At 67.5% G+C, this 26,849-nt stretch carries 24 protein-coding genes and 1 pseudogene; 18 read left to right on the top strand and 7 right to left on the bottom strand.

The window, feature by feature from the left end:
• Positions 1–3 precede the first annotated feature (3 nt).
• From mutY to htpG, 3 genes are all read right to left on the bottom strand, one after another.
• The gene (mutY, locus tag QE395_RS10990) at positions 4–1,101 is read right to left on the bottom strand and encodes an A/G-specific adenine glycosylase (protein WP_306989071.1); all 1,098 of its coding nucleotides are present in this window, start codon (positions 1,099–1,101) and stop codon (positions 4–6) included.
• Positions 1,101–2,396, bottom strand: coding sequence for a signal recognition particle-docking protein FtsY (ftsY, locus tag QE395_RS10985; protein WP_306989069.1), 1,296 nt, complete (start codon positions 2,394–2,396; stop codon positions 1,101–1,103). The genes mutY and ftsY overlap by 1 nt, the downstream gene beginning before the upstream one ends.
• A gap of 229 nt (positions 2,397–2,625) precedes the next feature.
• Positions 2,626–4,524, bottom strand: coding sequence for a molecular chaperone HtpG (htpG, locus tag QE395_RS10980; RefSeq protein ID WP_306989067.1), 1,899 nt, complete (start codon positions 4,522–4,524; stop codon positions 2,626–2,628).
• A 225-nt stretch (positions 4,525–4,749) separates the two neighbouring features.
• Here htpG and rsmD point away from each other — a divergent pair, with 225 nt between their 5' ends.
• The 6 genes from rsmD to QE395_RS10950 all read left to right on the top strand — a co-directional run bounded on the left by rsmD (position 4,750) and on the right by QE395_RS10950 (position 9,515).
• Positions 4,750–5,343 (top strand): 16S rRNA (guanine(966)-N(2))-methyltransferase RsmD, encoded by a 594-nt coding sequence (gene rsmD / locus QE395_RS10975; RefSeq protein ID WP_306989065.1) that lies wholly within the window; start codon positions 4,750–4,752, stop codon positions 5,341–5,343.
• A 7-nt stretch (positions 5,344–5,350) separates the two neighbouring features.
• Positions 5,351–5,860 carry a pantetheine-phosphate adenylyltransferase gene (coaD, locus tag QE395_RS10970; protein WP_093534179.1) on the top strand — a complete coding sequence of 170 codons (510 nt, stop codon included), beginning with the start codon at positions 5,351–5,353 and terminating at the stop codon, positions 5,858–5,860.
• A gap of 45 nt (positions 5,861–5,905) precedes the next feature.
• On the top strand, positions 5,906–6,397 hold the full coding sequence (locus QE395_RS10965) for a hypothetical protein (protein WP_068851048.1): 492 nt from the start codon (positions 5,906–5,908) through the stop codon (positions 6,395–6,397).
• Between the two features lie 127 nt (positions 6,398–6,524).
• Positions 6,525–6,806 carry a YfhL family 4Fe-4S dicluster ferredoxin gene (locus QE395_RS10960; protein ID WP_068851051.1) on the top strand — a complete coding sequence of 94 codons (282 nt, stop codon included), beginning with the start codon at positions 6,525–6,527 and terminating at the stop codon, positions 6,804–6,806.
• The gene (gene ggt / locus QE395_RS10955) at positions 6,803–8,548 is read left to right on the top strand and encodes a gamma-glutamyltransferase (protein ID WP_306989062.1); all 1,746 of its coding nucleotides are present in this window, start codon (positions 6,803–6,805) and stop codon (positions 8,546–8,548) included. Before QE395_RS10960 ends, ggt begins: the two co-directional genes overlap by 4 nt.
• Positions 8,549–8,627: 79 nt before the next feature.
• Positions 8,628–9,515, top strand: coding sequence for an MBL fold metallo-hydrolase (locus QE395_RS10950; RefSeq protein WP_306989060.1), 888 nt, complete (start codon positions 8,628–8,630; stop codon positions 9,513–9,515).
• A gap of 11 nt (positions 9,516–9,526) precedes the next feature.
• Here QE395_RS10950 and upp read toward each other — a convergent pair whose 3' ends face one another.
• Positions 9,527–10,162, bottom strand: coding sequence for a uracil phosphoribosyltransferase (gene upp / locus QE395_RS10945; RefSeq protein WP_068851060.1), 636 nt, complete (start codon positions 10,160–10,162; stop codon positions 9,527–9,529).
• 157 nt (positions 10,163–10,319) lie between these two features.
• On the opposite strand from upp, the gene QE395_RS10940 reads away from it, so the two are divergent.
• The 4 genes and pseudogenes from QE395_RS10940 (at position 10,320) to QE395_RS10925 (ending at position 16,007) form a co-directional block, all read left to right on the top strand.
• On the top strand, positions 10,320–12,869 hold the full coding sequence (locus tag QE395_RS10940; protein ID WP_306989058.1) for a TonB-dependent receptor: 2,550 nt from the start codon (positions 10,320–10,322) through the stop codon (positions 12,867–12,869).
• The gene (locus QE395_RS10935) at positions 12,869–13,987 is read left to right on the top strand and encodes a phytase (RefSeq protein ID WP_306989056.1); all 1,119 of its coding nucleotides are present in this window, start codon (positions 12,869–12,871) and stop codon (positions 13,985–13,987) included. Before QE395_RS10940 ends, QE395_RS10935 begins: the two co-directional genes overlap by 1 nt.
• 83 nt (positions 13,988–14,070) lie before the next feature.
• Positions 14,071–15,363, top strand: a pseudogene (locus QE395_RS10930) (metallophosphoesterase family protein); the annotation flags it as partial.
• A gap of 8 nt (positions 15,364–15,371) precedes the next feature.
• Entirely contained in the window at positions 15,372–16,007 is a 636-nt protein-coding gene (locus tag QE395_RS10925) for an inorganic diphosphatase (protein ID WP_306989054.1), read from the top strand.
• Positions 16,008–16,026: 19 nt separating this feature from the next.
• Here the strand turns inward: QE395_RS10925 and QE395_RS10920 are convergent, their stop codons facing one another.
• Positions 16,027–16,806: an SDR family oxidoreductase gene (locus QE395_RS10920; protein WP_306989052.1), complete on the bottom strand. Its 780-nt coding sequence runs from the start codon at positions 16,804–16,806 to the stop codon at positions 16,027–16,029.
• A gap of 113 nt (positions 16,807–16,919) precedes the next feature.
• On the opposite strand from QE395_RS10920, the gene QE395_RS10915 reads away from it, so the two are divergent.
• The 3 genes from QE395_RS10915 (at position 16,920) to QE395_RS10905 (ending at position 19,502) form a co-directional block, all read left to right on the top strand.
• Positions 16,920–17,810 (top strand): AraC family transcriptional regulator, encoded by an 891-nt coding sequence (locus tag QE395_RS10915; RefSeq protein WP_306989050.1) that lies wholly within the window; start codon positions 16,920–16,922, stop codon positions 17,808–17,810.
• A 55-nt stretch (positions 17,811–17,865) separates the two neighbouring features.
• On the top strand, positions 17,866–18,423 hold the full coding sequence (locus QE395_RS10910) for a TetR/AcrR family transcriptional regulator (RefSeq protein ID WP_306989048.1): 558 nt from the start codon (positions 17,866–17,868) through the stop codon (positions 18,421–18,423).
• An 83-nt stretch (positions 18,424–18,506) separates the two neighbouring features.
• Positions 18,507–19,502: an NAD-dependent epimerase/dehydratase family protein gene (locus QE395_RS10905; protein WP_306989046.1), complete on the top strand. Its 996-nt coding sequence runs from the start codon at positions 18,507–18,509 to the stop codon at positions 19,500–19,502.
• Positions 19,503–19,524: 22 nt separating this feature from the next.
• On the opposite strand, the gene QE395_RS10900 is transcribed toward QE395_RS10905, so the two are convergent.
• Complete coding sequence (locus QE395_RS10900; protein ID WP_306989044.1) at positions 19,525–20,613, bottom strand: catalase family protein; 1,089 nt, start codon at positions 20,611–20,613, stop codon at positions 19,525–19,527.
• A 203-nt stretch (positions 20,614–20,816) separates the two neighbouring features.
• Between QE395_RS10900 and QE395_RS10895 the strand changes: the two genes are divergently transcribed.
• Both QE395_RS10895 and QE395_RS10890 read left to right on the top strand, forming a co-directional pair.
• Complete coding sequence (locus QE395_RS10895) at positions 20,817–22,226, top strand: deoxyribodipyrimidine photo-lyase (RefSeq protein WP_306989042.1); 1,410 nt, start codon at positions 20,817–20,819, stop codon at positions 22,224–22,226.
• A gap of 119 nt (positions 22,227–22,345) precedes the next feature.
• Positions 22,346–23,041 (top strand): OmpA family protein, encoded by a 696-nt coding sequence (locus tag QE395_RS10890; protein ID WP_184124011.1) that lies wholly within the window; start codon positions 22,346–22,348, stop codon positions 23,039–23,041.
• 249 nt (positions 23,042–23,290) lie between these two features.
• Here QE395_RS10890 and QE395_RS10885 read toward each other — a convergent pair whose 3' ends face one another.
• On the bottom strand, positions 23,291–24,310 hold the full coding sequence (locus QE395_RS10885) for a LysR family transcriptional regulator (RefSeq protein ID WP_068854629.1): 1,020 nt from the start codon (positions 24,308–24,310) through the stop codon (positions 23,291–23,293).
• Between the two features lie 141 nt (positions 24,311–24,451).
• Between QE395_RS10885 and QE395_RS10880 the strand changes: the two genes are divergently transcribed.
• The 3 genes from QE395_RS10880 (at position 24,452) to QE395_RS10870 (ending at position 26,742) form a co-directional block, all read left to right on the top strand.
• On the top strand, positions 24,452–24,679 hold the full coding sequence (locus QE395_RS10880) for a hypothetical protein (protein ID WP_068851096.1): 228 nt from the start codon (positions 24,452–24,454) through the stop codon (positions 24,677–24,679).
• On the top strand, positions 24,676–25,446 hold the full coding sequence (locus QE395_RS10875) for an SDR family NAD(P)-dependent oxidoreductase (protein ID WP_184124008.1): 771 nt from the start codon (positions 24,676–24,678) through the stop codon (positions 25,444–25,446). Before QE395_RS10880 ends, QE395_RS10875 begins: the two co-directional genes overlap by 4 nt.
• A 93-nt stretch (positions 25,447–25,539) precedes the next feature.
• Positions 25,540–26,742, top strand: coding sequence for an efflux RND transporter periplasmic adaptor subunit (locus QE395_RS10870; RefSeq protein ID WP_249834083.1), 1,203 nt, complete (start codon positions 25,540–25,542; stop codon positions 26,740–26,742).
• The last annotated feature ends 107 nt before the right edge of the window (positions 26,743–26,849 follow it).

The raw sequence follows: 26,849 nt of genomic DNA, 5'->3' as shown, positions 1-26,849 counted from the left end.
GGGCTACTCGATCCTCTTCAAAGTCGTTGCAGCGCGTAGTTTACGGCTACTTCCGCTTTCCAGCAGTTTGCGGATCGGCGCGGGCAGACCCAGGCTGGGCAGCTCGTGCGCCGGGACCCAGCGCAGGCCAGCAATGTCATTGCGCAGGCCATCCACCTGCCGCGACAGGATCTGCAGGTGCAGGCGATAGTGGCTGAAGGTGTGCTGCAGCACCGGCAGCTCTTCGGCATCTTCCAGTGAGCCCAATACGTGCGCATCGAACCAGTCCTGCAGTGCGGTGCCGCTGTCGGCCTGCGGCAGCGTCCACAGCTGCGCCCAGATGCCGGTGTCCGGGCGCTTCTGCAGCAGCACGCGGCCCTGTGCATCGCGCAGCAGCAGCGCCACCGCCTCGCGTTCGGGCAGGACCTTGCTGGGCTTCGGGGTGGGCAGCTGGTCGCTGCGGCCTTCGCGGCGCGCCACGCAGTCGTCCTGCAGCGGGCAGATCACGCAGGCCGGCCGGCTGCGGGTGCAGACCGTGGCGCCCAGGTCCATCTGCGCCTGCGTGTAATCGGCCAGACGGCCGCCGGGGACATGCTCCACGTGCAGCTCTGCCAGCGCCCACAACACCTTTTCGACCGCCGGCAGGCCGGGGAATCCTTCGATGCCGTGGTAGCGGGTGAGCACGCGCTTGACGTTGCCATCGAGGATCGCGAAGCGGTCGTTCCAGGCCTGGCTGAGGATCGCACCGGCGGTGCTGCGGCCGATGCCCGGCAGTGCATGCAGTGCATCGACGTCGCGCGGCAGCTCGCCGCCGTGCAGTTCGACACAGCGCTGCGCGGCGGCATGCAGGTTGCGCGCGCGGGCGTAGTAGCCCAAGCCGGCCCACTGCGCCATCACCGCGTCGTTCCTGGCGGCGGCGAGGTCGGGCAGGGTGGGGAACACGGCAAGGAACTTCAGGAAGTACGGAATGACCGTGGCGACCTGGGTCTGCTGCAGCATGATTTCCGACAGCCACACCCGGTACGGCGTGCGCGGATGCTGCCAGGGCAGGTCATGCCGGCCATGGCCGTCGAACCACGGCAGCAGCCGGTCGACGAACGCGTCGGCGATGGCGGGCGACATCAACCGCCCAGCGCTTCCGGCAGCAACGCATCCACGAACGCTTCCGGGTCAAACACGCGCAGGTCTTCGGGGCGCTCGCCGATGCCGGCGAAGCGGATCGGAATGCCGAATTCGCGCGCCAGCGCGAACACCACGCCGCCCTTGGCGGTGCCATCCAGCTTGGTCACCACCAGGCCGGTCACATTGACCGCGGCATGGAACTGGCGCAGTTGCGAGAGCGCGTTCTGGCCGGTGGTGCCATCAATGACCATCAGCACCTCGTGCGGCGCGCTTTCATCGATCTTGCCCAGGACGCGGCGGATCTTGCCCAGCTCGTTCATCAGCCCGCCCTGGGTATGCAGGCGGCCGGCGGTATCGGCGATCAGCACCTCGGTGCCGCGTGCCTTGCCGGCCTGCAGCGCATCGAATGCCACCGAGGCGGCATCCGCGTTCTGGCCCTGGGCGACCACGGCCACGCCGTTGCGCTCGCCCCAGGCCTGCAGCTGCGCCACGGCGGCGGCGCGGAAGGTATCGCCGGCGGCCAGCATCAGGCTGTGGCCATCGTCCTTGAAGCGCTTGGCCAGCTTGCCGATGGTGGTGGTCTTGCCGACGCCGTTGACGCCGACGGTGAGGATCACGAACGGCTTTGCGCTGCGGTCGATCACCAACGGGCGGGAGACCGGCTGCAGGATCGCGATCAGGTCGGCGCGCAGCGCCTTCAACAAGGCGTTGGCGTCGGTGAATTCGCGCGCCTTCATGCGCTTGCGCAGGCCTTCCACCAGTGCGGTGGTGGCACCGACACCGACATCGGCGGTAATCAAGGCGGTTTCCAGCTCATCGAGCAGGTCGTCGTCGAGCTTGGGGTTGCGCGAGAACAGGCCGCCGAAGCTGCGTGCGATGACGCTGTTGCGCAGGCGGTCGCGCCAGCCGGTCTTGCCGGGCGCGGCGGGTGCCGCTTCATCGAAGGCGGTCGGGGCGGCCAGCGGCTGCACCGCTTCCTGCACGATATCGGTGGCGACCACGACCGGGGCGGGCGGATAGAGCGGGGTGGGTGCCGCCTGCACGGCTTCGATGCGGGGTGCATCGACCTGGGCCGCTGGCGTGCTCACGGGAGCGGCTGCGTCGACGCCGGGCGTCGCCACCGGTGCTGCGATGGGCGTGGGCTCGACGGCGGGCGCTGCGGCCGGTACGACCGGCTCGGCCTCGGTGGCGGCGGACGGGAACGCGGCGGCCAGTTCCTCAGCGGTGTAGTGCTGGGTCTTGGGCGCGTCCTGCGGAGCGTCCTGGGGCTTTTTGCGACGGAAGAAACTGAGCATGGGATTCGGCGCTGAAATCAGGGGGATATGCTACCACCCGGGCCCGTAAGGCCCGCGTGGAGCGGCGGACGGGTCGCACGGTGACGGACCGCCTGGGCCGGCCAACGGCCGGCGCTACCGAGACGCATCCGAAGCCCAGGGTTGGTTAACCGCGACCCCAAAGGCCACGCAGCAATTCGTAGCGCCGGCCGTTGGCCGGCCCAAGCGGTGCCGGCCACCACGTACCGCGTTAAACCGACAATTCCAGCAACAGCTTGTTCAACCGGCGCACATAAGCCGCCGGATCCTTCAGCGTATCGCCCGCAGCCAGCGCGGCCTGGTCGAACAGCACCCGGCTCAGGTCGCCGAAGCGGGCGGCATCGGCTTCCTGGTCCAGCTTGCCGATCAGCGGGTGGGCCGGGTTGAACTCGAACACCGGCTTGCTGTCGGGCACCTTCTGGCCGCTGGCCTCCAGGATCTGGCGCATCTGCAGGCCCAGGTCCTGCTCGCCGATGGCGAGGATGGCCGGCGAATCGGTCAGGCGGTGCGACACGCGCACATCGGCCACGTCATCGCCCAGCGCGCCCTTGATCCGCTCGACCAGGCCCTGCTTGTCCTTGGCGGCCTCTTCCTGCGCCTGCTTGTCTTCGGCCGTTTCCAGCGCGCCCAGGTCGAGGTCGCCACGCGCCACATCCACGAACGACTTGCCGTCGAACTCGGTCAGGTAGCCCATCAGCCACTCGTCGATGCGGTCGGTGAGCAGCAGCACTTCGATGCCCTTCTTGCGGAACACTTCCAGGTGCGGGCTGTCCTTGACCTGGGTGTGGCTGTCGCCGGTCAGGAAGTAGATCTTGTCCTGGCCTTCGATCATGCGGCTGATGTAATCGGCCAGCGACACGCTCTGCTCGCCGCTGGCGTCATGGGTGGAGGCGAAGCGCAGCAGGCCGGCGATCTTCTCGCGGTTGTTGAAGTCTTCGGCGGGGCCTTCCTTCAGCACCTGGCCGAACTGCTTCCAGAACCCGGCATACACGTCGGGCTTGTCGGCGGCCAGCTTTTCCAGCATGTCCAGCGAGCGCTTGGTCAGTGCCGACTTCATCGAATCGATGACCGGGCCGGACTGCAGGATTTCGCGCGACACATTGAGCGACAGGTCGTTGGAATCGACCACGCCCTTGATGAAACGCAGGTACAGCGGCAGGAACTGCTCGGCCTGGTCCATCACGAACACGCGCTGCACGTACAGTTTCAGGCCCTTGGGCGCGTCGCGGTGGTACAGGTCGAACGGCGCGTGGCCGGGCACGTACAGCAGCGAGGTGTACTCGAGCTTGCCTTCGACCTTGTTATGGCTCCATGCCAGCGGGTCCTGGTGGTCGTGCGCGGCGTGCTTGTAGAACTCCTGGTACTCGGCGTCGCTGATCTCGGTGCGCGGGCGGGTCCACAGCGCGCTGGCGCGGTTGACGGTCTCCCACTCGACTTCGGCCGGGGCGTCGTCGTCGTGGTGTTCCTTGGCCATCTGGATCGGCAGGCCGATGTGGTCGGAGTACTTCTTGATGATGCCGCGCAGGCGCCAGGCATCGGCGAAGTCCTGCTGGTCATCCTTGAGGTGCAGCACGATGCGGGTGCCGCGCTCGGGCTTGTCGATGCTTTCGACGTCGAACTCGCCCTCGCCGCGCGAGGACCAGTGCACGCCTTCGTTGGCCGGCAGGCCGGCGCGGCGCGAGTAGACATCGACCTGGTCGGCCACGATGAACGCGCTGTAGAAGCCGACGCCGAACTGGCCGATCAGCTGCGAGTCCTTCTTCTGGTCGCCGGACAGCTGGCGCAGGAAGTCGCCGGTGCCGGACTTGGCGATGGTGCCCAGGTGGGCGATGGCCTCGTCGCGGCTCATGCCGATGCCGTTGTCGTCGATGGTCAGGGTATGCGCCTGCGGGTCGACGCTGACCTGGATGCGCAGTTCACCATCGCTTTCAAGCAGGCCCGGCTGGGTCAGCGCTTCGAAGCGCAGTTTGTCCGAGGCATCGGCGGCGTTGGAGATGAGCTCGCGAAGGAAGATTTCCTTGTTGGAGTACAGCGAGTGGATCATCAGCTGCAGCAGCTGCTTCACTTCGGTCTGGAAGCCCAGGGTTTCTTTGTGGGTCTGCTCGGTCATCGGGGAGTGCTCCTTGGACGGTGCCGCGCCCGGCGCGGCGGCTGCACAAGGGGTAAGGACGGATTGTCCCGATTTCAAGATGGTTGCGCCATCGCATGCGCGACGCCGCACCCACGATTCGCTGCGCGAACCGTGGGCCCCCTGTGACTCAGCACCCACACCCCGGCCGCTTCGCGGCCGCCCCCTGACTCAGGGGGCTTTCCTCTACGGTATTCTTCACGACATATGAATTCTCGTTCTTCCACAGGCCAGGTCCGCATCATTGGCGGCAAATGGCGCAATACCAAGCTGCCGGTGCCGCTGGCGCCGGGCCTGCGGCCCAGCAGCGACCGGGTCCGGGAGACCCTGTTCAACTGGCTGATGCCGCGCCTGGGCGGGGCCCGGGTGCTGGACCTGTTCGCCGGCAGTGGCGCGCTGGGACTGGAAGCGGTGTCGCGGGGAGCGGCCCAAGCCACGCTGGTGGAGCGCGATGCCGCGCTGGCCCGCCAGCTGCGCGAATCGGTGGCCAGGCTGGGCGCCCAGGGCCAGATCGAGGTGGTGCAGGGCGATGCGCTGCACTGGCTGGGCCAGCGGCCGTCGGGGCTGGCCGACATCGCCTTCGTCGACCCGCCGTTCGCCGACGGGCTGTGGGAGGCCGTGCTGGCCGGGCTGGGTCCGCACCTGGCGGCCGATGCCTGGCTGTACCTGGAGTCGCCGGCCGGGCAGACCCTGCGCCTGCCGCCGGGCTGGCTGCTGCACCGGGAGGGCGGCACCCGCGAGGTCCGCTTTGCCCTGTACAGGCGCGCCACTGCTACACTTTCACCAGATCAGAACGCGTAGCTTCCGCATGACCGCAGCCAACCGCCGCATCGCCGTATACCCGGGCACCTTCGATCCGATCACCAACGGTCACATCGACCTGGTGAACCGGGCCGCGCCGTTGTTCGAGAAGCTGGTGGTCGGCGTGGCGCAGAGCCCGTCCAAGGGGCCTTCGCTGCCGCTGGAGCTGCGGGTGTCGCTGGCGCGCGATGCGCTGGCCCACCACCGCAACGTGGAAGTGCGCGGTTTCGACACCCTGCTGGCACATTTCGTGCGCTCCGAGCAGGGCGGGGTGCTGCTGCGCGGCCTGCGCGCGGTCTCCGATTTTGAATACGAATTCCAGATGGCCAGCATGAACCGCCACCTGATTCCGGAGGTCGAGACGTTGTTCCTGACCCCGGCCGAGCAGCACAGCTTCATTTCGTCCTCGCTGGTCCGCGAGATCGCCCGTCTTGGCGGCGACGTGTCCGGCTTCGTGCCGGCTTCGGTGCTCGAGGCGCTGCGCAAGGTCCGCGAAGCGAAGTCTGGCCCCACGTAAACCCCAAGACCCACACATACCAAGCATCACCAAGAGGGAGACTCCATGAACAACACCATGCGTGCCATGTTGATCGCGTCGTTCGCGCTGGCGTTCACCGCCTGCAAGAAGGAAGAAGCCGCACCGGTCGCCGATGCCCAGCAGGCGCTCGTCGCCCCGGCCAAGGATGACGATGCGGGCTGGAAGAAGTACCTGCAGTCCGTCGCCGTGCAGAACATGGGCAACATCACCAACAGCCCGTTCCTGTACTACCTGTCCCCGGAATCGGATCCGGAGTTCCAGGCCAAGTACGACCGCCAGGTCGAGAGCGCCACCGCTGCTGTCGCCCGTGGCGTGCAGCCGGGCAACATGCTGGCCTTCGGTTCGTCCGCCTCGGGCAAGATGGCCGACATGATCCAGGCCGTGTTCAAGGACGTGTCCGCCGACTCGATGAAGGGTGTGCGCGTGGTGTTCATCGGCCAGGCGGCCGACAACGCCCGCGTCCAGTCGATCGTCCAGCCGACCGGCGCCGAGTACATCTTCGTCGAAGCCAAGTAAGCCGTGCCATGGCGGCCGCGCACGTGTGCGCGGCCCGGGCGGCGTCCTTCGTGGACGCCGCCGTTGACCGGCCCGCGCAGCTGCGCAGGCCGGTTTTCCTCTGCCGGCACTGGCGTGGAGTAACGCCATGTCGCTGAAAATCAATGAGCTCTGCGTCAACTGTGACGTATGCGAGCCCGCCTGTCCCAACCAGGCCATCTCGATGGGTGAAACCATCTACGTGATCGACCCTGCACGCTGCACCGAATGCGTGGGGCATTTCGACGAACCGCAATGCGTGGTCGTCTGCCCGGTGGAATGCATCGATCCCGATCCGGACATTCCCGAAACCCAGGAAGCGCTGCTGGCCAAGCTGCATGGGCTCCAGCGCGATCATCCCGAACTCTATGTGGAGTCTGCGCCCGAATGAACACCCCCTCCCGTCGCTGGTTGCTGCTGCTCCTGCTGTGGACACCGGCCCTGTGGGCCGCCGAGCCTGCGCCGCAGGCCACGCTGGCCGCGCATCCTGAAGGCGCCGCCATCGCCAGCGGGCATCACCTGGCCACCGAAGCGGGCATGGAGATCCTGGCCAAGGGCGGCAACGCGTTTGACGCCGCAGTAGCGGTGTCGTCCACCCTGGCAGTGGTTGAGCCTATCAGCTCCGGCCTGGGCGGCGGTGGCTTCTTCCTGCTGCACGATGCGAAGACCGGCAAGGACGTGATGCTGGACGCGCGCGAGACCGCGCCGGCCGCCGCGACCCCCGAAGCATTCCTGGACACCAAGGGCGAGCTGGACCGCGACCGGTCGGTGAACGGCCCGTGGTCGGCCGGCATTCCCGGCCTGCCGGCGGCGCTGGTGGAGCTGTCGGCCAAGCATGGCAAGCTGCCGCTGCAGGCATCGCTGGCCCCGGCGATCCGCATCGCCCGCGAGGGTTTCCCGGTGTATGCGCGCATGGCCAAGGGCTATGCCTCGCGCCGTGAAGTGATGGAGCGCTACCCCGGCACGCGCGAGGTGTACCTGCGCAATGGCAAGCCGATCGCCGAAGGTGATGTGTTCAAGCAGCCGGAGCTGGCGCAGACGCTGGAGCGCCTGGCCGCAGGCGGGTTCGATGGCTTCTACAAGGGCCAGACCGGCAAGCTCCTGCTGGCCGGGGTGAAGCAGGCCGGTGGCAAGTGGACGGCCGACGAGCTGGCCGGCTACCGGGTCAAGCAGCGCGAACCGATCGTGTTCAATTACCGCGACTGGAAGATCACCACCGCCTCGCCGCCGTCGTCCGGTGGCATCGCACTGGCCTCGATGCTGCAGATCCTGGAAGGCTGGGACCTGAAGGCGATGGATCCGGCCCACCGCACCCACCTGGTGGTGGAATCGATGCGCCGCGCGTTCCGTGACCGCACCTTCTTCCTGGGCGATCCGGACTTCGTGCAGATTCCGCAGAAGGTGCTGACCAGCCGCGATTACGCCCAGGGCCTGCGCGCCACCATCCACCCGGAAAAGGCCACCCCCAGCGACCTGCTGTCGGGCAACCCGACTCCGCTGGAAGACGACGAGACCACCCACTTCTCGATCATTGACCAGCAGGGCAACCGCGTGGGCGCCACCCAGACCGTGAACCTGCTGTACGGCTCGGGCCTGATTCCGTCGGGCACCGGCGTGCTGCTCAACAACGAGATGGACGACTTCGCGCTCAAGCCGGGCACGCCCAACGCGTTCGGCGTGATGGGCTATGCGGCCAACGCGCCCAAGCCGGGCAAGCGCATGCTCAGCTCGATGACCCCGACCTTCATGGAATCGGCCGACAAGGTCGTGGTGCTCGGCACCCCGGGCGGCAGCCGCATCATCACCATGGTGCTGCTGGGCGTGCTGGGCTACGACGATGGCCTCGACGCCCAGCAGGTTGCGGCGTTGCCGCGCTTCCACCACCAGTGGCTGCCGGACGTGATCGAGGCTGAAACCGGTGCGTTCGATGCGGGCACCATCAAGCAGCTGCAGGCGATGGGCCACAAGATCGACCTGCCCGGCGACAGCGCCGAAGGCGGGCGCGGTTCCAGCCATGTGTGGGGCAACCTGCAGACGGTGGAGTGGAACCGCCGCAGCAACCAGCTCAGCGTGGGCAGCGACCCGCGCAACCCGGTCGGTTCGGGAGCGGTCGCTCCTGGGGTGGCACGGTAAACCAGAAACCCCGCCACGGCGGGGTTTTTCATGCCGGCGGATAGCGAATTATTAACGCAGCCCGCCGGATAATTTACCGATGAAACTATGGTCCATCCGCGGTAACTCACAGAAGCTCGATGGCGGCGCGATGTTCGGCAATGCGCCGCGTGCGGTCTGGGAAAAATGGGCGGTACCGGACGATCTCAACCGGATCGAACTGGCCTGCCGCGCGTTGCTGGCCAGCCCGCTGGCTGGCAAGACCGTGCTGTTCGAAACCGGTATCGGCGCGTTCTTCGAGCCGAAGCTGCGCGATCGTTACGGCGTGCAGGAACCCAGCCACGTGCTGATCGAATCGTTGCGCGAAGCCGGCTTCGAGCATGAGGACATCGACGTGGTGGTGCTCAGCCACCTGCATTTCGACCACGCCGGTGGCCTGCTGGCGCCGTGGAGCGAAGGCCGCGCGCCGGAGCTGCTGTTCCCCAACGCGACCTTCCTGGTCGGTGCCGAACACTGGGAACGCGCGCTGGATCCGCACCCGCGAGACCGCGCCAGCTTCATTCCCGAACTGCCGCAGCTGCTGCGCGACAGCGGGCGGCTGGAGATCGTGCAGGGACCGTATTCGCGCACGCTCGGCAGGAGCGTGCGTTTCAGCTTCAGCGACGGGCACACCCCGGGCCTGATGCTGGCCGAGATCGTCGGCCCCGAACAGGTCCAGGGCGAGCCGCGCGGTGGCGTGGTGTTCTGTGCCGACCTGATTCCCGGGCGTTCATGGGTGCACGTGCCGATCACCATGGGCTACGACCGCAACGCCGAACTGCTGATCGACGAGAAGCGCAGCTTCCTGGAAGACAAGCTGGCGCGCAACGTGCACCTGTTCTTTACCCACGACCCCGGATGCGCGCTGGCCCAGGTCACCCGCGATGAGAAAGGGCGGTTCGGTACCGCCCACGAACAGGGTGAATTGAAGGCCCGCGCGCTGGCCTGACAGCGCGCGGATCAACCGGCCACGCGGGTCCCGAAGATGCGGTCACCGGCATCGCCCAGGCCCGGCAGGATGTAGCCCTTCTCGTTGAGCCGCGCATCGATCGCGGCAGTGAAGATCTCCACGTCGGGGTGCGCCGCCTGCACGGCCGCGATGCCTTCCGGCGCGGCCACCAGGAAAATACCCTTGATCCGCCGCGCCCCGGCGCGCTTGAGCATGTCGATGGTGGCGATCAGGGTGCCGCCAGTGGCCAGCATCGGGTCCAGGATCAGCGCATCGCGCTCTTCCAGGCGGCCGGTGAGGCGCTCGAAGTAGGGCACCGGCTGCAGGGTTTCCTCATCCCGCTGCAGGCCGACCACGCTGACCCGCGCCGCCGGAATCAGCGACAGCACGCCGCTGAGCATGCCCAGCCCGGCGCGCAGGATCGGCACCACGGTGATTTTCGCCCCCGCAATGCGCTGCACGGTCACCGGGCCGGCCCAGCCGGAAAGGGTGTGCGCTTCGGTGTCCAGGTCGGCGGTGGCCTCGTAGGCCAGCAGGCCGCCCAGCTCGTTGGCCAGCTCGCGGAAGTCCTTGGTGCTCAGGGACGCATCGCGCATCAGGCCGATCTTGTGCTGCACCAGCGGGTGGCGAACTTCGACGATTTTCATGGGAATGCCAACAAAACGGGGAGAACGCCATTTTGCCGCACCGGTGCCATGGCCGGCCATAGCCCGCCCCCGAACGTCACAATCGCCACCGGTGTCACGTTCATGCAACCTCCCGGACATACCGTGCTGACCCAATCTTTACACCGTTGGGGAAGCCGTGCAGAACAAATCGCCGTTGGGGCTGGCCATCAGCCTGTCGTTGCTCGTCCTGTCCACCGCGCCTGCCGTGGCCGCCGCGAGCGGGGAGCTCGCCGGCGCTGCGGCAGCCACCGAACTGGACCGGGTGGAAGTGCGCCCGCAGCTGGAATCGCAGACCCGCGCGGTCGACCTCAAGCGCAGCAGCGACGCCATCCAGGACGCGGTATCGTCCGATGCCATGGGCGTCTACCCGGACAAGAACGTGGCCGAATCGCTGCAGCGCCTGCCCGGCGTCAGCGTCACCCGTGACCAGGGCGAGGGCCGTTTCGTGGTGGTGCGCGGCCTGGATGCCAACCTCAACAGCGTCAGCATCGACGGCATCGCCGTGGGCACGCCCGAAGATTCCAGCCGCGCCGCACCGCTGGACGTGATCCCCTCCGACTCGACCGAACGCCTGCGCGTGGTCAAGTCGCCGACTCCGGACATGCCCGGCGACGCCATCGGCGGCGCTATCCTGGTCGAGTCCGCCTCGGCCTTTGACCGCGACGGACGCAGCCTGCGCGGCAAGATCGAAGCCAGCCACCAGGAGCTGTCCGGGCACACCAGCCCCAAGGCCGCGTTCAACTACAGCGAAGTGTTCGCCGATACCTTCGGCGTGGCGCTGGGCGTGAACTACCAGAACCGCAGGTTCGAGTCCGACAACAGCGAAGTGGAGTACGGCGAATTCGACGGCGGCAGCGAAGACGAGCTGTTCGCCAACAGCCTGCAGCACCGCAAATATGAGATCGAACGCAAGCGCATCGGCGCCAACCTCAACTTCGACTGGCGCCCGAGCGAAGACAGCCAGTACTACCTGCGCACCCTGTACAGCCAGTTCGACGACGCCGAAACCCGCCAGCGCACCATTTTCAACTTCGGGGACGGCGAGGTCACCGCGCTGGGCAACAACCAGTTCCGGGTCGACGACCTGCCGGCCGATGCGATCCAGAAGCGCATGCGCTACCGCACCAAGAAGGAAAACACCTTCGCCGCCAGCCTGGGCGGCGAGAACCGCCTGAGCAACGCCGTGCTGGATTACAAGGTCGGTTACACCCGTACCGAAGAACGCGTCAACGACGAGATGGAAGCGCGCTTCGAGTACAACGGCGATGACCTGGCCGCCACCGTGGACCAGAACAGCGGCATCCCGCGCTACACGCTCAGCGATGCCAGCTGGATGGACAACGGCAACTACGACTTCGACCGTTTCGTGGTCTCGCCCAAGCGCGTGGACGACAAGGAGCACAGCGCCCAGGTCAACATCCGCTTCGACGGCGACAACAGCAGTTACAAGTTCGGCCTGCTGGGCCGCTGGCGCGACCGCGACGTGGACACCGACGAGCGCGAACTGCGCGTGGGTCCGGACGTGGCGTTGTCCGACTGGACCACCGCCACGCCCGACCACCGTGGCGGCAGCCTCGGCCAGGGCATGAGCTCGGATGCGATGCGTCGCTACTGGGCCCGGTTCGGCAGCCAGTACAGTGCCCGACCGCAGGATGTCGGCGCCAATGCGATGACCTCGCTGGAAGAGGATTACACCGCCAGCGAAGACATCTTCGCCAGCTATGCCATGGGCACCTGGGACGTCGGCAACCTGCGCATCATCGGCGGCGTGCGGGTGGAAAACACCCAGTTCCAGGCCACCGGCAACCAGGTGGACGTGGCCGCCAACGGCCGCAGCTACACCGTGACCCCGCTCAGCGCCGACCGCAGCTACACCAACGTGCTGCCCGGCCTGCACCTGCGTTACGACGCCGGCAGCGACTGGGTGCTGCGCGCAGCCGCCAACAAGACCGTGTCGCGCCCGTCGTTCGGCGACATCGCCCCGCGCATCGGCTACAACCGCGGCGACGAGGAAGTGCGGCTGGGCAACCCGGAACTGGATCCGTACGAATCCACGAACGTGGACTTGTCGCTCGAACGCTACATCGGCAGCACCGGAATCCTCTCGCTGGGCCTGTTCCATAAATCCATCGACGGCTACATCGTCAACACCGTCAGCGACAGCGATCCCGAATACCCGGGCTTCGATGTCACCCGCGTGATCAACGGCGACAAGGCCAAGGTCTACGGCGCCGAGTTCAACTGGCAGCAGCAGCTCAGCTTCCTGCCCGCCGGCTGGGATGGCCTGCTGGTCGGTGCCAGCGGCACCTGGTTGGACACCGATTTCGACCCGGGCCTGGATGGCCGTGCGGACGAGGACTTCACCCTGCCGCGTGCCTCCAAACACGTGTACAGCGCACACCTGGGTTACGAGAAGGCCGGCTTCAGCACCCGCCTGGCCGCGGTGTACCGCAGCGAATACCTGGATACGCTGGGCGACAGCCGCGCTTACGACATCTTCGTGGCGCCCAATACCCAGCTCGATTTCAGCCTGGACTACAAGATCACCGACAACGTAAGCGTGTACCTGGAAGCGCAGAACCTGCTCGACAAGCCGCTGGAGCTCTACCAGGGCGTGCGTTCGCGCACCCTGCAGAATGAAGAATACGGCCGCACCTACGCGCTCGGCCTGAAGGTGGCCCTGTGATGCGCGCACGTCCCGCACTGGGCCTGCTCGCGCTGGCGCTGCTGGCTGGCTGCAAACCGGCCGTCACGCCGGTACCGGCGGCATCGAACGCACCGGCAGCAGACCCGGCGGCGACCACCGGGCGCTCGGTGGCTACTGTCGCCGAAGCGTTCCTCACCCCGATGACGCCTGCCGACAACATCGATTCGCCGGCCAGCTGGACCTCGCCGGAAGGGCAGGTGTGGCTGATCGCCACGGCCAAGGCCACTGACAAGCTGGTGGTCTATGACGGCCAGACCGGCGCGCACCTGCGCGATGTCGGCAGCACCGGCACCGCGCCGGGCCAGTTCGTCCGCCCCAACGGCATCGCCGTGGTCGATGACCTGGTGCTGATCGTGGAGCGCGACAACCACCGCGTGCAGGTGCTGCAGCTGCCGTCATTCACCCCGCAGGGGACGTTCGCGGCCGATGACCTGCGCAAGCCGTATGGACTGTGGGTCAACAAGCAGGCCAGCGGCTACGACGTGTACGTGACCGATTCCTACGATGCCGGCGAAGATGCGCAGGGCAACGACGTGCTGCCGCCGCTGGCCGAACTGGACAAGCGCGTGCGTCGTTACGCACTGCAGGTGGCGGACGGCAAGGTGCAGGCCAGCCTGGTCGGCAGCATCGGCGACACCAGCGAGAAGGGCGCCCTGCGCGTGGTTGAATCGATCTGGGGCGATCCGGCCAACGACCGCCTGCTGATCGCCGAAGAGGACGAAACCTATGCCAGCGAAATCAAGGTGTACTCGCTGCAAGGAAAATTCAGCGGCACCACCTTCGGCCGCGATGCGTTCAAGGCGCAGGCCGAAGGCGTGATGCTGCGCACCTGCGGCACGGACGGCTGGTGGATCACCACCGAGCAGGGCAAGCAGCGCAGCGTGTTCCACCTGTTCGACCGGCATACCTTCAAGCATGTCGGCGCGTTCCAGGGCAACACGGTGGCCAATACCGACGGCATCTGGCTGGACCAGGCCGCCTCGCCGCGCTTCCCGCACGGCGCGCTGTATGCCGTGCATGACGACCAGGGCGTGGTCGCGTTCGACTGGGCCAGCGTGGCCAAACAGCTGTCGCTGCCGCTGGAGTGTGCAAAGTGAGCGGTATCCATGCATGCGCCCGCGCGCTCGCGGTAGTGCTGCTGCTGGGCAGCGCGTCCAGCTGGGCCAGGCCGGAGGGCAAGGCCGAACCGAACACCCAGGTGCCGGCCGGCAACCGGCATTACGCGGCGACCGGCTTCCCGGACCGCATCGTGGCATCGCCGGCGCAGGACGCATCGCGCGGCTTCGCCGTGGCGTGGCGTACCGACAGCTCGGTGCGCGCCCCGGTGCTGGAGTGGGTGGTTGCCGGTGACTCGCCCGATGTCGGCACGCCGACCCGGGTGACCGCCGTCACCACGCCGCTGGACACCGAGCTGGGCCGCTCCCACCACCACCGTGCCGACGTGATTGGCTTGGCCCCCGATACGCTGTATCAGTGGCGGGTGCAGGGCAAGGGGACGTGGAGCGCCTGGAACCAGCTGCGCACCGCCGGGCGCGCCGACCAGCCACTGACCCTGCTGTACTTCGGCGACACCCAGAACAAGAACCTCAGCCATGTGTCGCGCGTACTGCGGGCCGGCCTCAAGGCGGCACCGGAGGCGCGCCTGACGTTGTTCGCCGGTGACCTGGTGAGTGGCGGTGACGGCGTGGATGACAGCGAGTGGGGCGAGTGGTTTGCCGCTGCCGGCTGGCTGCCGCAGGAAACCGCGGTGGCCCCGGCGATCGGCAACCACGAGTACTTCGAGGAGTTCGAGGACACCCCGCAGGAACGCCGCGTAATGGGCCGGCACTGGCCGGTAACGTTCGCATTGCCGCGCAATGGCGTCGATGCCGCAGATACCAGCACCTACTGGTTCGACTACCAGGGCGTGCGCATCGCGGTCCTGGATGGCACCTCCGCGCTCGACCTGGGCACCGCGCAGGCGCAGGCAGCCTGGCTGGACAAGGTCCTGGCCGACAACCCACACCCGTGGAGCATCGTGCTGCTGCACCAGCCGTTCTATTCGCCGCGCGAAGGACGCGAGAACGCCGAGCTGCGCGATGTGCTGCTGCCGGTGGTGCGCCGCCACCAGGTCGACCTGGTGCTGCAGGGACACGACCACACCTACGGCCGCCGTGGGGAAGGGCAGGCCGCCACGCCGCAGTACATCGTCACCGTGGCCGGCCCCAAGCAGTACCGCCTCTCCGATGAAGCGCGCGCCACCATGGCGCCGGTCGGTGAGGACACCCAGTTGTACCAGGTGCTCACGATCGATCCACGGCACCTGCGCTATGAAGCACGCACGGTCACCGGCCGCCTGTACGACGGCTTCGAACTCAACCGCGAGGCCGACGGCAGCAAGCGCAAGACCGAACTCACCGAGGGCCGCATCGCCCCCCGCGACTGCACGCGCACCCAGACCCTGAAGGGTCGTGCCGACCGCTGCTGGGAATAAGGACTGCCATGAACCCGCAACCCAAACTTGCCCTGATCGCCCTGGCCGCCGCACTGCTGCTGCTCACCGGCGCCAGCCTCGCCAGCAACGCGGTGCTGCACCCCTTCCTGGCCGCCCAGCCGAAGGAAGCGCCGGAGGAAGCCAACCTGGCCGTGGAAATCCCGGCCGGCAGCTTCACCAAGTACGAAATCAAGGAAGACGGCCTGGTCCACGTCGACCGCTTCCAGTCGATGCCGGTTGCGTACCCGGCCAACTACGGCTCCATGCCGCGCACCCTGGCCGGCGACAACGACCCGCTGGATGCACTGGTGTTGACCCGCGAGCCGCTGCATCCCGGCGTGATCGTGCGCTTCCGCCCGATCGGCTACCTGAAGATGGTCGACAAAGGCGAGCACGACGAGAAGGTGATCGGCGTGCCGACCGACAAGATTGACCCGACCTACGCCAACATCCGCGACCTGCAGGACCTGCCGCTGATCGAACGCCAGCGCATCGAAGCGTTCTTCCGCGTCTACAAGGACCTGCCGGAAGGGCGCAATCCAGTGGAACTCAGCGGCTGGGGGAACGCGGCCGAAGCCAAGGCGCTCATGCGCGAATCAATGCAGCGCTTCGACGCGCAGCAACGCCGCGCCAAGGGCGATTGAGCCTCAGCACCGCCCGGGCCTACAGCAGGATCCCGCCGCCCACCTCGATCCGCTGCGCGGTCACCCAGTGGTTGTCGGGCCCGACCAGCGCGGCCACCATCGCGCCGATATCCTCGGCGTTGCCCGGGCGCCCGAGTGCGGTGTGGTCGCTGACATAACGCTGCACGTCGGGGTTGTCGCGCACCGCGCCGCCGAAGAAATCCGTCTGCGTGGGGCCGGGTGCCACCGCGTTGACGGTGATGCCGCGCGGACCCAGTTCCAGCGCCAGATAGCGGGTCATCACCTCCAGCGCGCCCTTCATGGCGGCGTAGACGAGGCTGCCGGCGGCGGTGTGGCGGGTGAGGCTGCTGGACAGGTTCACAATGCGCGCCCCGTCGGCCAGCAACGGTGACAGCGCCTGGGTCAGCAGCAGCGGCCCCTTGAAATGCAGCGCATGCAGAAGGTCGATGTCATCGGCGGTGATTGCACCGAACGGTGCCGGTGCGTGCGCGCCGGCATTGTTGATGAGCGCGTCGAGCTTCCGGCCCTGGCCTCGGGACTGCAGCCAACCGGTCATCGCGGCCAGGCATGCCGGGAAGCTCCCGCTGTCGGTGACGTCGAGCGCCAGGGTCATCACGTCGCGGCCCTGACGTGCGATGTCCGCGGCCACGCTGCGGGCGGCGGCGGGGTCGCTGCGGTACGTTAAGATCACGTCCCAACCGCGCGTGGCCAACTGCAGCGCGATGCTGCGGCCAATGCCCTTGTTGCCGCCGGTGACCAGGGCCACGCGGGCGGGGAGAAGTGGAGAGCCAGTGTGCATGCGATAACCAGACGAGGGGAACGAGCAGGCATGATCGCGGGGTGCCGCGCCGCGCTCTTGCCGGTTACGCGCAGGCATTTGCCTGATCCTGCACCCCTCCGCGCGGGGGTGGCATGCTGACGCGTCTGCATGACGCAGTGGAGAGCCTGCTGAGCCGTTCGGCCGGAGAGGGCGACCGTGTACTGTCGCCGCTGCCAGGCGTGATCGTTTCGACCACCCGCCGTGCCCGGATGCCCTCCCATGCGCTGTACCGGCCTGCGTTGGGTGTGGTCGTGCAGGGGGCAAAGCAGGTTCTGGCCGGAAGACGCAGCCTCGATTACCGCGCCGGACAGGGACTGGTGACCGGGATCGCGATGCCGGCAACCGGGCGCGTGCTGGCGGCCAGCCGGGCACAGCCGTTCATGGGCGTCTCGATCGAGCTGGACACGGGTGTGCTGCAGCAGGTGCTGGCCGGGCTGGACCCGGGGCCGTCAGCCCTCGCCGCAGCCTCCGGCCTCAGCGTACATACCCTGCCAGCGCCGCTGCTGGACTGCGTGGCACGCATCGTTGAAGCGGTGCGTATCGACGATGCGGCGGCGGTGCTGGTGCCCACTTTGTTGCGCGAACTCAGCTACTGGCTGTTGACCGGGCCAACCGGCCCGGAGGTTGCGGCAATGGCGCGCCCGGAAGGCACGCTGCACCGGATTGCCGAAGCGGTGGTGGACCTGCGCCGGCATTTCCGTCAGCCGCTGCAGGTGGAGTCGCTGGCGGCGGCCAGCAACATGTCCGTGTCACTGTTCTACCGGCGCTTCCGCGCGGTCACCGGGGTCTCGCCACTGCAGTTCCAGAAGCAGCTGCGTCTGCTCGAAGCACGGCGGCTGCTCGAAACCAAGGCCGTCAACGTGACCTCGGCGGCGCTTGCCGTCGGGTACGAGAGCCTGTCGCAGTTCAGCCGCGAGTACCAGCGCTGCTTCGGCCACACCGCGCGGGAAAGCCTGCAGGGGTCCGCGCTTTCCGTTGATTGACCCCTGGTTGGCGACCCATTAATATCCATCCGGACGGATATTAATTGGTAAAAGCATGGCCCGACCGCGCTCCATCGACCCGAATCACCTGCTGGACGCCGCCGAACGGGTGGTGGCCCGCCATGGCGTTCCCGGGCTTACCCTGGAGGCCGTTGCAGCCGAGGCCGGGATCAGCAAGGCCAGCGTGCTGTACGACCATGGCAGCAAGACCGCACTGGTGCAGGCCGTACTGGTGCGCGCGCTGCAGCGGGACAGTGCCCAGAACCAGGCCGCGGTTGACGCGGTGCGCGCGCATGACAGTCCGGTCATCAAGGGGCGGCTGGCGGCCGCTGCACAGCCGTTGCCGGACGCCTTCCGACCGGTCGCCCTGAGCCTGGTGGCGGCCATGGCCGGCGACTCGAGCCTGCGCGGGCCGTTCCAGCAACACCAGCGCGAGGTGATCGAGGCGGTCGAAACCACCTCGCAGCAGCCTCGTGGCGCGATGCTGGCGTACCTGGCGCTGGAAGGACTGAAACTTCTCGAAGCGCTCGACTACCACCGCTGGCCCGTGCAACAGCGGGAACAGCTGCTGCGGGACATCGCGTGGCTGGTGGAGCAGGTACCGCCTGACTGATCCATCGGTTTGGGGCGACGTTACGCCCACCTGTCTTCTCTCCCACTCATCAATGCGGCCCGGCAGCGGCTGCAGGACCCCCCATGTCTTCTCTCCAGCGGATTTTCCTTACCGGCGGCAGTGGCTATGTCGGTCGCAACCTCATCACCTCACTGGTCTCCCAGGGCCACGCCGTGGTGGCCTTGGCGCGCAGCGAAGCAGCGGCGCGCGCAGTCGAACAGCGCGGCGCACGGGCATTCCGCGCCGACCTGCTCTCGGGTGACCTGGCCACGGGCATGCAGGGCTGCCACGCCGTTGTCCATGCGGCCGCCGATACCGACCATGTGGCCGGTGGGGGGCGCCAGCATCGTGTCAACGTCGATGGCACGCGCCGGGTGATCGACGCCTCCGGACAGGCGGGCGTCGCCCGCGTGCTCCTGCTCGGCACCGAGTCGGTGCTGGCCAGCGGGCGCGCGTTGCCAGGCGTGGACGAGCGCACGCCACTGCCACGCCGCTCCATCGGTGGCTACTCGCGCAGCAAGGCCGAGGCGGAGCGGGTTGCGTTGGCAGCCAACAGCGAACACCTTGCGGTCAGCGTGCTGCGCCCACGGTTCGTGTGGGGCCGCGACGACACCACCGCACTGCCACAGCTGTGCGACGCGGCGCGGAGCGGACAGCTTGCCTGGATTTCGGGCGGCAACTACCTGACCTCCACCACCCACATCGCGACCCTGTGCGCGGCTGTCTCGGCAGCGCTGCGCCATGCACGACCGGGCGAGGTCTATTTCATCGCCGACGAGCAGCCTGTCCAGTTCCGTGCCTTCATCACCGCGCTGCTGGAAACGCAGGGGATCGCCGCGCCGGAAAAGTCGGTCCCGCGTGCGCTGCTGTGGGCACTGGCATCGCTGGGCGATGCACTGGCGGCAGTGAGTGGTGGACGGGTACGCGGTCCGCTGACCCGGCAGCAGTTCGCTGCCTCGGCGGTCGAAGTGACGCTGGATACGCGCAAGGCGCGGCGTGAGCTGCACTTGCGCGACGCGATCACGCGCGAGCAGGGGTTGGATGAGCTTCGGCTCCTGCGCTCTGGCGTGCGCGTGTGAAGCTGCCACGCAGGGCGCGGCACTAAATGTTGCGTGCCGAAGGCTCGTGGATGGGGCAACGGTTGAACCGGGCGCGGAAGTCGCGCGAGGCGGCCATCACGATCCGGCGTGCGCGGTTGATGTTGCCCAGCGGTTGATGGGCCGCCAGCGCGTGCCAGGGAGCGAAGGCGAGGCGGTCTTCGCTGGCCTCGGCGTCGGCGTTCCAGGAAGACTGCTCGCTCACCACCAGCCGACCTACCGGCTGGAACGGGCTTAGTTCCTCCGGCCAGACCACCGAAGCGTCTTCGATCGGCATTTTTTCAAGATCGCGGCAGAGCTGCACGCGCAGCTCCCACTCGGCCACGGCGCCGGGCTGGGCGAAGAACGCGGCCACCGCCTCACGCTGCGTATCGGCTTCGGAAGGCAGCTTCTGCCCGGTCAGCGCGACCAGTGCCGGTGACACCGGCACCCACGAGAACTTGGCCATGTACGGCCCGTAGCGGAACGGGACCTGGGTGAAGAACGTTTCGCCGAGCGGATGGTGCTGCGGTTCGCCACCGAGCGCCTTCAGTGATGCGCTCTGGCCACCCACCGCCTCCAGCGCCGCCTCGGTACCGCGCAGCGTGGCCGAGAGCACCTGCTTGGTCCGCGGCATGCGCTCGGTGGTGGCGGCCAGCAGCTTGGCCGAACGCAGGAAGCCGCTGATGCCCGGCGTGTTGAAGGCCGGGCCGTTGACCATCAGGAAATCCTGGCTGTGCTGCTCGTCGCCGCCTTCCACGCGCGCGCCGGGAACATCCAGGATCTTCACCGCCATCGCGCGCGGCGTGGACACCGTGTCGGGCAGCTGTTCGGCCGGGGGCGAGGACAACCGCACCAGCGCATCATAGCCGGCAGGGCTGGTGAACAGGCCGTGGCGCAGTTCTGGCGGGAGCCCATCGAGTACCTGGAAGCGTCCACGCAGCAGTGCATGGCCTTTGGCGTGCACCGCACGGTGCGCATGGCCTTCATGCACGGCGACCACGCCGGCCATGCGGGTGAATACCTCCACCAGTTCGGCGATGGTGGCGTCTTCGTCAGGCGCGCGCTGTTCCACGTCAGCGGAATAAGCGACAGCAGGCTGGATCGGCGTCATGGGAGTGGTTCCGGAAAGTGGAGAGAAGGCGCCGGCGACCACGAGGTGCTGCCTTGGCAGGGACCGGCTGGGGCATGTGCCCACCTTGTCGGGTATGCCGTGCACGAGCGGTGCAGGGGACATCGCCGTGGCGCGAAGGGCGCGTGCAATGCCTTCACTCCAGATGGCTATCATGTGGCTCTCTTTCAGCGTAGGCAGTGCTTGTGTCGGTAGCTCTGGTCTGGTTCCGCCGTGATCTTCGTCTTCAGGACAACCCGGCATTGCAGGCCGCGCTGGAGGCGGGGCATACCCCGGTGCCGGTCTACATCCATGCGCCGGATGAGGAGGGCGCATGGGCGCCGGGCGGTGCGTCGAACGCATGGCTGCACCGCTCGCTGGCCGCGCTGGATGCGGACCTGCGTGCCCGCGGGTCGGCGCTGGTGCTGCGCCAGGGCGACAGCCAGGCGCAGCTGCAGGCGCTGATCGACGAAACCCGCGCCGAGGCGGTGTACTGGAACCGGAAGTACGAACCGGCCACGCAACCGCGCGATGCCCGGATCAAGCGCGAACTGCGCGAGCAGGGAATCGAGGCGAACAGCTGCAACGGCAGCCTGATGTTCGAGCCGTGGGATATCGCCACGCTGCAGGGCGGGCCCTACAAGGTATTCACTCCGTTCTGGCGCAACGCGCTGACCCGCATGAATATTCCGGCGGCCACCCGGCTGCCGCAGACCCTGCCGCCGCACGCTGCAAAAGGCGTGGCACTGAACACCTTGGGACTGGCGCCGACGCTGGACTGGGACAAGCAGTTCTGGGAGCACTGGCAACCCGGCGAAACCGGCGCGCAGGAAGCGCTGTCGGTGTTCATCGACGGTGCATTGAACGGCTACCGCCAGCAGCGCGACCTGCCTGACCGGGTAGGCACGTCGCTGCTGTCGCCGCACCTGCACTTCGGCGAAGTCTCGCCGTGGCAGATCGTGCGACGGCTGGAAGCCGAGCGCAGCGCCAGCCGAGATGCCGATATAGATGGCTATATCCGCGAGCTGGGCTGGCGTGAGTTTTCCTACCACCTGTTGCATCACTTCCCGCAGACCCCCGAACAGAACCTCAACCCGCGGTTCGCGAACTTCAGTTGGGCCAAGCCGAATGCGACACAGCTGCAGGCGTGGCAGCAGGGCCGGACCGGCGTGCCGATCGTCGATGCGGGGCTGCGCGAGCTGTGGGCCACCGGCTACATGCACAACCGCGTGCGGATGATCGTGGCCAGCTTCCTGTGCAAGCACATGCGCCAGCACTGGCTGCACGGCGCGCGCTGGTTCTGGGACACGCTGGTGGACGCGGACCTGGCCAACAACACCATGGGCTGGCAGTGGGTGGCCGGCACCGGTGCGGATGCGGCGCCGTATTTCCGGATATTCAACCCGGTCACGCAGTCGCAGAAGTTCGATCCGCATGCGCGTTACATCACCCGCTGGGTGCCCGAACTGGCGCCGTTGCCGGTCAAGGCACGGTTCGCGCCGTGGCAGTCGCCCGCGCTGTTGGCCGAGCTGGCGCCGGGGTATCCAGCAGTCCCGCTGGTGGACCTGGCCGCCGGTCGGGACGCCGCGCTGGCTGCGTATCGCCACACCGGCTGACGGCCGGAAACCTGAACGAAATGCCGAATCCGTGCGTGTTCATCATGCCGGCATCGCACCGGCGTGTTTATGCTTCTGGCCGTTCGCACGCCGACCGCCGGCACTTCAGGAGAAAACACATGATCCGATCCGCACCCCGCAACGTGGCCCTGGCCCTGATGACCGCTGCCGCCCTGTCGGCCTGCGCCACCGGTGGTTCCTACGTGCAGAGCGACCAGTACGGCAACCCGGTCGAGCAGCAGAGCCGCACCGGCCGCAACGCGCTGATCGGTACCGCCATCGGCGTGGCCGCCGGCCTGCTGACCGGTGACAGCGCGACCGAACGTCGCCAGCACGCGATGGTGGGTGCGGGTATTGGCGCGCTTGCCGGCGCCGGCGTGGGTGCGTATCAGAACAAGCAGGAACGTGAGCTGCGCGAGCGCACCGCCAACACTGGTATTGACGTGCAGCGCCAGGGCGACAACATCGTGCTCAACCTGCCCGATGGCGTGACCTTCGACTTCGGCAAGTCGCAGCTGAAGCCGCAGTTCTACGGTGCGCTCAACGGCGTGGCGAGCACGCTGAACGAGTACAACCAGACCATGATCGAAGTGGTTGGCCACACGGACAGCATTGGCAGTGACGCGGTCAACAACAAATTGTCCAAGGAACGCGCCGATTCGGTGGCGCAGTACCTGACCGCCCAGGGCGTGCAGAGCGTGCGTATCGAGACGCTGGGTGCCGGCAAGGCGTACCCGATTGCCGATAACAGCACCGACGCTGGTCGCGCGAAGAACCGCCGCGTGGAAATCCGCGTGATTCCGTTGCAGCAATAAAAGGCGCAAGCGCCTTTTATTGCTGCGTTGCATCGGCCATGTCGATGCAACGCAAAAATGCCGCCCCAACGGGCGGCATTTTCTGTAGAGCCGACTGTTAGTCGGCCGCATCGTCCGTGCATCGTCGGCATGCAGGAAGACGCGCTTCGCGCGTAGCCGACTAACAGTCGGCTCTACCCGTCGGCTCTACAAGTCGGCTCTACCCGTCGGCTCTACCTTCCGGCTCCGCCTGCCGCACTACCGCGACGATCAGGCGGTCACCGTTTCCAGGATCCGCTTCCCGGTCTCCTGCAGCTCCGCTTCGGCTTCCTTCTGCTGCTGCTTGGCCAGCTTCGCCGCCGGGCACTGGGCCAGCATGTAGTTGGCGTCGAAGTTCAGCTTTTCCACCAGGAAATCCACGAACGCGCGAACCTTCGGCGACACCAGCCGACCGCCGGCGAACACGGCGTTGAAGTCCACTTCCGGGCCGGTCCAGCCCGCCAGCACACGGCGCACCATGCCCGATTCGATGAACGGCTTGGCCATCACATCGCCGGTGAGCAGCAGCCCCTCACCGCAGACCAGCGCGCCATTCAGCGCCGACGGATCGTTGGCCACCAGCAGCGGATTGACCGGGAAATCGCGCAGGTCGCCGCCGTTCTCGCCCAGCTGCCAGAAGAACCGGTTGTTGTTGAGGTTGCGGGCCTTGCGCATCGCCAGGATGCGGTGGAACTGCAGTTCGTCCGGGTGCAGCGGCTCGCCGTAGCGTTCGATGTAGGCGGGGCTGGCGAACACCTGCGTGCGCAGGCTGCCCAGCTTGCGCGCCACCAGGTTCGAATCGGGCAGGGCGCCCACGCGCAGCGCCAGGTCCGCTTCACCCGCGATGAGGTCGAGCTTTTCGTTGCCCAGGTGCATGTCCAGCTGGATCTCCGGGTACTGGGCGTGGAACTGCCCCAGGAGCGGTGCGATCCAGGTGATGCCGATCGAATAGGGCACGGTGAATCGCAGCCAGCCGCGTGGGCCGGACTGCAGCTGGTTGACCGCGCCTTCGGCCTCTTCCAGCTCGCGCGCGATGCGCTGGCAATGTTCGTGGTACACCGAGCCGGCCTCGGTCAGGCCCAGCCGGCGCGTGGTCCGGTGCAGCAGGCGTGCGCCCAGGCGCGTTTCCAGTTCCTGCACTTTGCGGCTGACGGTGGTCTTGGGCAGGCCGAGCGCGTTGGCAGCGGCAATGAAACTGCCTTGCTCGACCACCTTGACGAAGATCAGCGTGTCGTTGAGATCGTGGGCCATGACGGAGTCCATATCGGGGGATGGGTAGGGTGCCCGAAAGATTGTGCCGGGTACGGGACGATTATTCCCCTTAATTCGGACTAATCAAGGGGGAGTTCGAGGACTAATCTGGCGCCATTCCCGAATTGGAGGACGCCAACCATGTGGTTGCAGAACATTCTAGGCCGCGTCATCGGCGGCCGCACGCCCTCGCTGGACCTGGCCCTGACCGTTGAAAAGCGCCCCTCGGCCTTCTCCGGCAAGGCTTTCCGCGAGTTCACCCCGCCCGCCAACCTGCAGCGCGGCGGCAGTCTGCGCCTGGGTGCCCGCAGCGGCGGCCGACTGGGCCGAATTGGGATTATCCCGGCGACGGGAGTTAAAGTCCCATGAACGGGACACTGGCCCCCGAAGTGCTGGTGCTTGGTGGCACCGGCAGCGTCGGGCAGGGCATCGTGGCTGCGCTGCTGGAGGCCGGCAGCCCGGTCCTGGTGGTTGGCCGCGACCCGGGCCGGCTTGCAGCGCTGCGCGAGCAGTTTGCCGACGAGCCGGGGCTGGAAACGCTGTTGGGCTCGCTCGCCGACGATGGCTCGGCGCTGGCCCTGGCCGAACGCATCGCGCAGCGGCCGCGCACGCTTGCTGCGGTCATCGATGCAATGGGCGGCCCCTACAACCGCGGGCGGGTCATCGACCGCAGCGGCGATGCGCTGCTGCAGGCGCTGCAGGCCGACGTGATGCCGCACGTGCACGCCGGCCGCCGCCTGCTGCCGCTGCTGCAGAGTGAAGGCCACCCGCGCCGCTATGTGCTGGTCGGCAGCCCGGCCGGCTTCAAGCCGTGGGCCGGCTATGGCGAAAGCTCCATCACCGGCGCCGCCACGCGCATGTACGCGCAGGTGCTGCACCAGGAAGCGCAGGCCCTGGGCGTGCGCGCGCAGATGCTGGAAGTGTGCAACCCGGTGTGCACGCCGAGCAACGCCGCCAACGCGTGCATCGAATGGCCGAGCGCGCTGCTGGTCGGCCGTCGCGTGGTTTCCCTGCTCGACAACTGCGTCGACAACCGCGCCATCGTGCGCTGCGACACCCGCGATGCGGAACTTCCGCGTGGACTGCTGCAACTGGACCGACCTCCCGCCTGGCGCGACATCGCCGGTGTCGCTTGACCTTTACCTAGGTTCAGGTCCCAGGCTACCGCCCCCGGCAGTACCACGTGATTTTTGTTTTTCTTTGACCACCCCTACGTACGGATGCCTTTCATGACTTCCTCCAATTCCACTCCGCATCGCTTCTCCCGACGGCTGGCCATGGCCGGCGTGTCGATCCTGGCCGCCGCGGTGCTGACCGCGTGCAGCGGCAGCCAGGCCGAAACCGCCGGCCCGCCGCCGCCGCAGGTCAGCGCCGCGCCGGTGCTGGTCAAGCCGGTCAGCCAGTGGGACGACTTCAGCGGCCGCGTCGAGGCGGTGCAGAGCGTCGAACTGCGCCCGCGCGTGTCCGGCTACATCGACAAGGTCAACTACGTCGAAGGCGACGAAGTGAAGAAGGGCGATGTGCTTTTCACCATCGACGCGCGCAGCTACCAGGCCGAGTACGACCGCGCCCGTGCCGAACTCACCCGCGCCCGCACCCAGTCCACCCTGGCCCGCAGCGAGTCCGAGCGCGCCAAGAAACTGTCCGACCAGCAGGCCATCTCCACCGAATCCTGGGAGCAGCGCCGCGCCGCCGCCGACCAGGCCGGTGCCAACGTGCAGGCCGCGCAGGCCGCGTTGGATGCGGCGGCACTGAACCTGGAATTCACCAAGGTGCGCGCCCCCATCAACGGCCGCGCCGGCCGCGCGATGGTCACCGCCGGCAACCTGGTCACCGCGGGCGACAGCGCGAGCGTGCTGACCACGCTGGTCTCGCTGGACACCGTGTTCGTGTACTTCGACGCCGACGAGGGCACCTTCCTGCGGTACGCGCAGATGGCACGCAAGGGCGAGCGCCCGAGCGAGCGCGACAGCGAGCTGCCGGTGAAGGTGGGCCTGTCCGGTGAAGAGGGCTTCCCGCATGCAGGCAAGGTCGACTTCCTGGACAACCAGGTCACCCGGAGCACCGGCACCATCCGCGTGCGTGCGCTGCTGGACAACGCCGACCGCGCCTTCACCCCGGGGCTGTTCGCCCGCGTGCAGCTGCTCGGCAGCGGCGAGTTCCAGGCCATGCTGATCGACGACAAGGCCGTGCTCACCGACCAGGACCGCAAGTACGTGTACGTGGTCGACAAGGAAGGCAAGGCGCAGCGCCGCGACATCCAGCTGGGCCGCACCGCCGAAGGCCTGCGTATCGTGCAGCAGGGGCTGGCGGCCGGCGACCGGGTGATCATCGATGGCGTGCAGAAGGTGTTCATGCCGGGAATGCCGGTGCAGGCCAAGGCGGTTGCGATGCAGCCGGCTGCGGCGGCTGCGCCTGTTGCATTGAATTGAAGAGCAGCCGACCAACGGTCGGCTCTACCGTGTCTTTCAACGCCCCGTGGGGCACCGCTCCCGCTGTCGTCTTCGACAGCGGCAGGGGTGCTGCACGCCGGCGTTGG

It is taken from the genome of Stenotrophomonas sp. SORGH_AS_0282 (assembly GCF_030818125.1).
GTDB lineage: Bacteria > Pseudomonadota > Gammaproteobacteria > Xanthomonadales > Xanthomonadaceae > Stenotrophomonas > Stenotrophomonas rhizophila_A.
Note: the sequence above shows the minus strand (reverse complement) of the source record. Positions and strands in the feature narration are given on the sequence as shown.

Excerpts from the sequence above, each read along its gene's own strand:
- mutY (WP_306989071.1), bottom strand. The coding sequence starts at position 1,101 with ATGTCGCCCGCCATCGCCGACGCGTTCGTCGACCGGCTGCTGCCGTGG.
- ftsY (WP_306989069.1), bottom strand. The coding sequence starts at position 2,396 with ATGCTCAGTTTCTTCCGTCGCAAAAAGCCCCAGGACGCTCCGCAGGAC.
- htpG (WP_306989067.1), bottom strand. The coding sequence starts at position 4,524 with ATGACCGAGCAGACCCACAAAGAAACCCTGGGCTTCCAGACCGAAGTG.
- rsmD (WP_306989065.1), top strand. The coding sequence starts at position 4,750 with ATGAATTCTCGTTCTTCCACAGGCCAGGTCCGCATCATTGGCGGCAAA.
- coaD (WP_093534179.1), top strand. The coding sequence starts at position 5,351 with ATGACCGCAGCCAACCGCCGCATCGCCGTATACCCGGGCACCTTCGAT.
- QE395_RS10965 (WP_068851048.1), top strand. The coding sequence starts at position 5,906 with ATGAACAACACCATGCGTGCCATGTTGATCGCGTCGTTCGCGCTGGCG.
- QE395_RS10960 (WP_068851051.1), top strand. The coding sequence starts at position 6,525 with ATGTCGCTGAAAATCAATGAGCTCTGCGTCAACTGTGACGTATGCGAG.
- ggt (WP_306989062.1), top strand. The coding sequence starts at position 6,803 with ATGAACACCCCCTCCCGTCGCTGGTTGCTGCTGCTCCTGCTGTGGACA.
- QE395_RS10950 (WP_306989060.1), top strand. The coding sequence starts at position 8,628 with ATGAAACTATGGTCCATCCGCGGTAACTCACAGAAGCTCGATGGCGGC.
- upp (WP_068851060.1), bottom strand. The coding sequence starts at position 10,162 with ATGAAAATCGTCGAAGTTCGCCACCCGCTGGTGCAGCACAAGATCGGC.
- QE395_RS10935 (WP_306989056.1), top strand. The coding sequence starts at position 12,869 with ATGCGCGCACGTCCCGCACTGGGCCTGCTCGCGCTGGCGCTGCTGGCT.
- QE395_RS10925 (WP_306989054.1), top strand. The coding sequence starts at position 15,372 with ATGAACCCGCAACCCAAACTTGCCCTGATCGCCCTGGCCGCCGCACTG.
- QE395_RS10920 (WP_306989052.1), bottom strand. The coding sequence starts at position 16,806 with ATGCACACTGGCTCTCCACTTCTCCCCGCCCGCGTGGCCCTGGTCACC.
- QE395_RS10915 (WP_306989050.1), top strand. The coding sequence starts at position 16,920 with ATGCTGACGCGTCTGCATGACGCAGTGGAGAGCCTGCTGAGCCGTTCG.
- QE395_RS10910 (WP_306989048.1), top strand. The coding sequence starts at position 17,866 with ATGGCCCGACCGCGCTCCATCGACCCGAATCACCTGCTGGACGCCGCC.
- QE395_RS10905 (WP_306989046.1), top strand. The coding sequence starts at position 18,507 with ATGTCTTCTCTCCAGCGGATTTTCCTTACCGGCGGCAGTGGCTATGTC.
- QE395_RS10900 (WP_306989044.1), bottom strand. The coding sequence starts at position 20,613 with ATGACGCCGATCCAGCCTGCTGTCGCTTATTCCGCTGACGTGGAACAG.
- QE395_RS10890 (WP_184124011.1), top strand. The coding sequence starts at position 22,346 with ATGATCCGATCCGCACCCCGCAACGTGGCCCTGGCCCTGATGACCGCT.
- QE395_RS10885 (WP_068854629.1), bottom strand. The coding sequence starts at position 24,310 with ATGGCCCACGATCTCAACGACACGCTGATCTTCGTCAAGGTGGTCGAG.
- QE395_RS10880 (WP_068851096.1), top strand. The coding sequence starts at position 24,452 with ATGTGGTTGCAGAACATTCTAGGCCGCGTCATCGGCGGCCGCACGCCC.
- QE395_RS10875 (WP_184124008.1), top strand. The coding sequence starts at position 24,676 with ATGAACGGGACACTGGCCCCCGAAGTGCTGGTGCTTGGTGGCACCGGC.
- QE395_RS10870 (WP_249834083.1), top strand. The coding sequence starts at position 25,540 with ATGACTTCCTCCAATTCCACTCCGCATCGCTTCTCCCGACGGCTGGCC.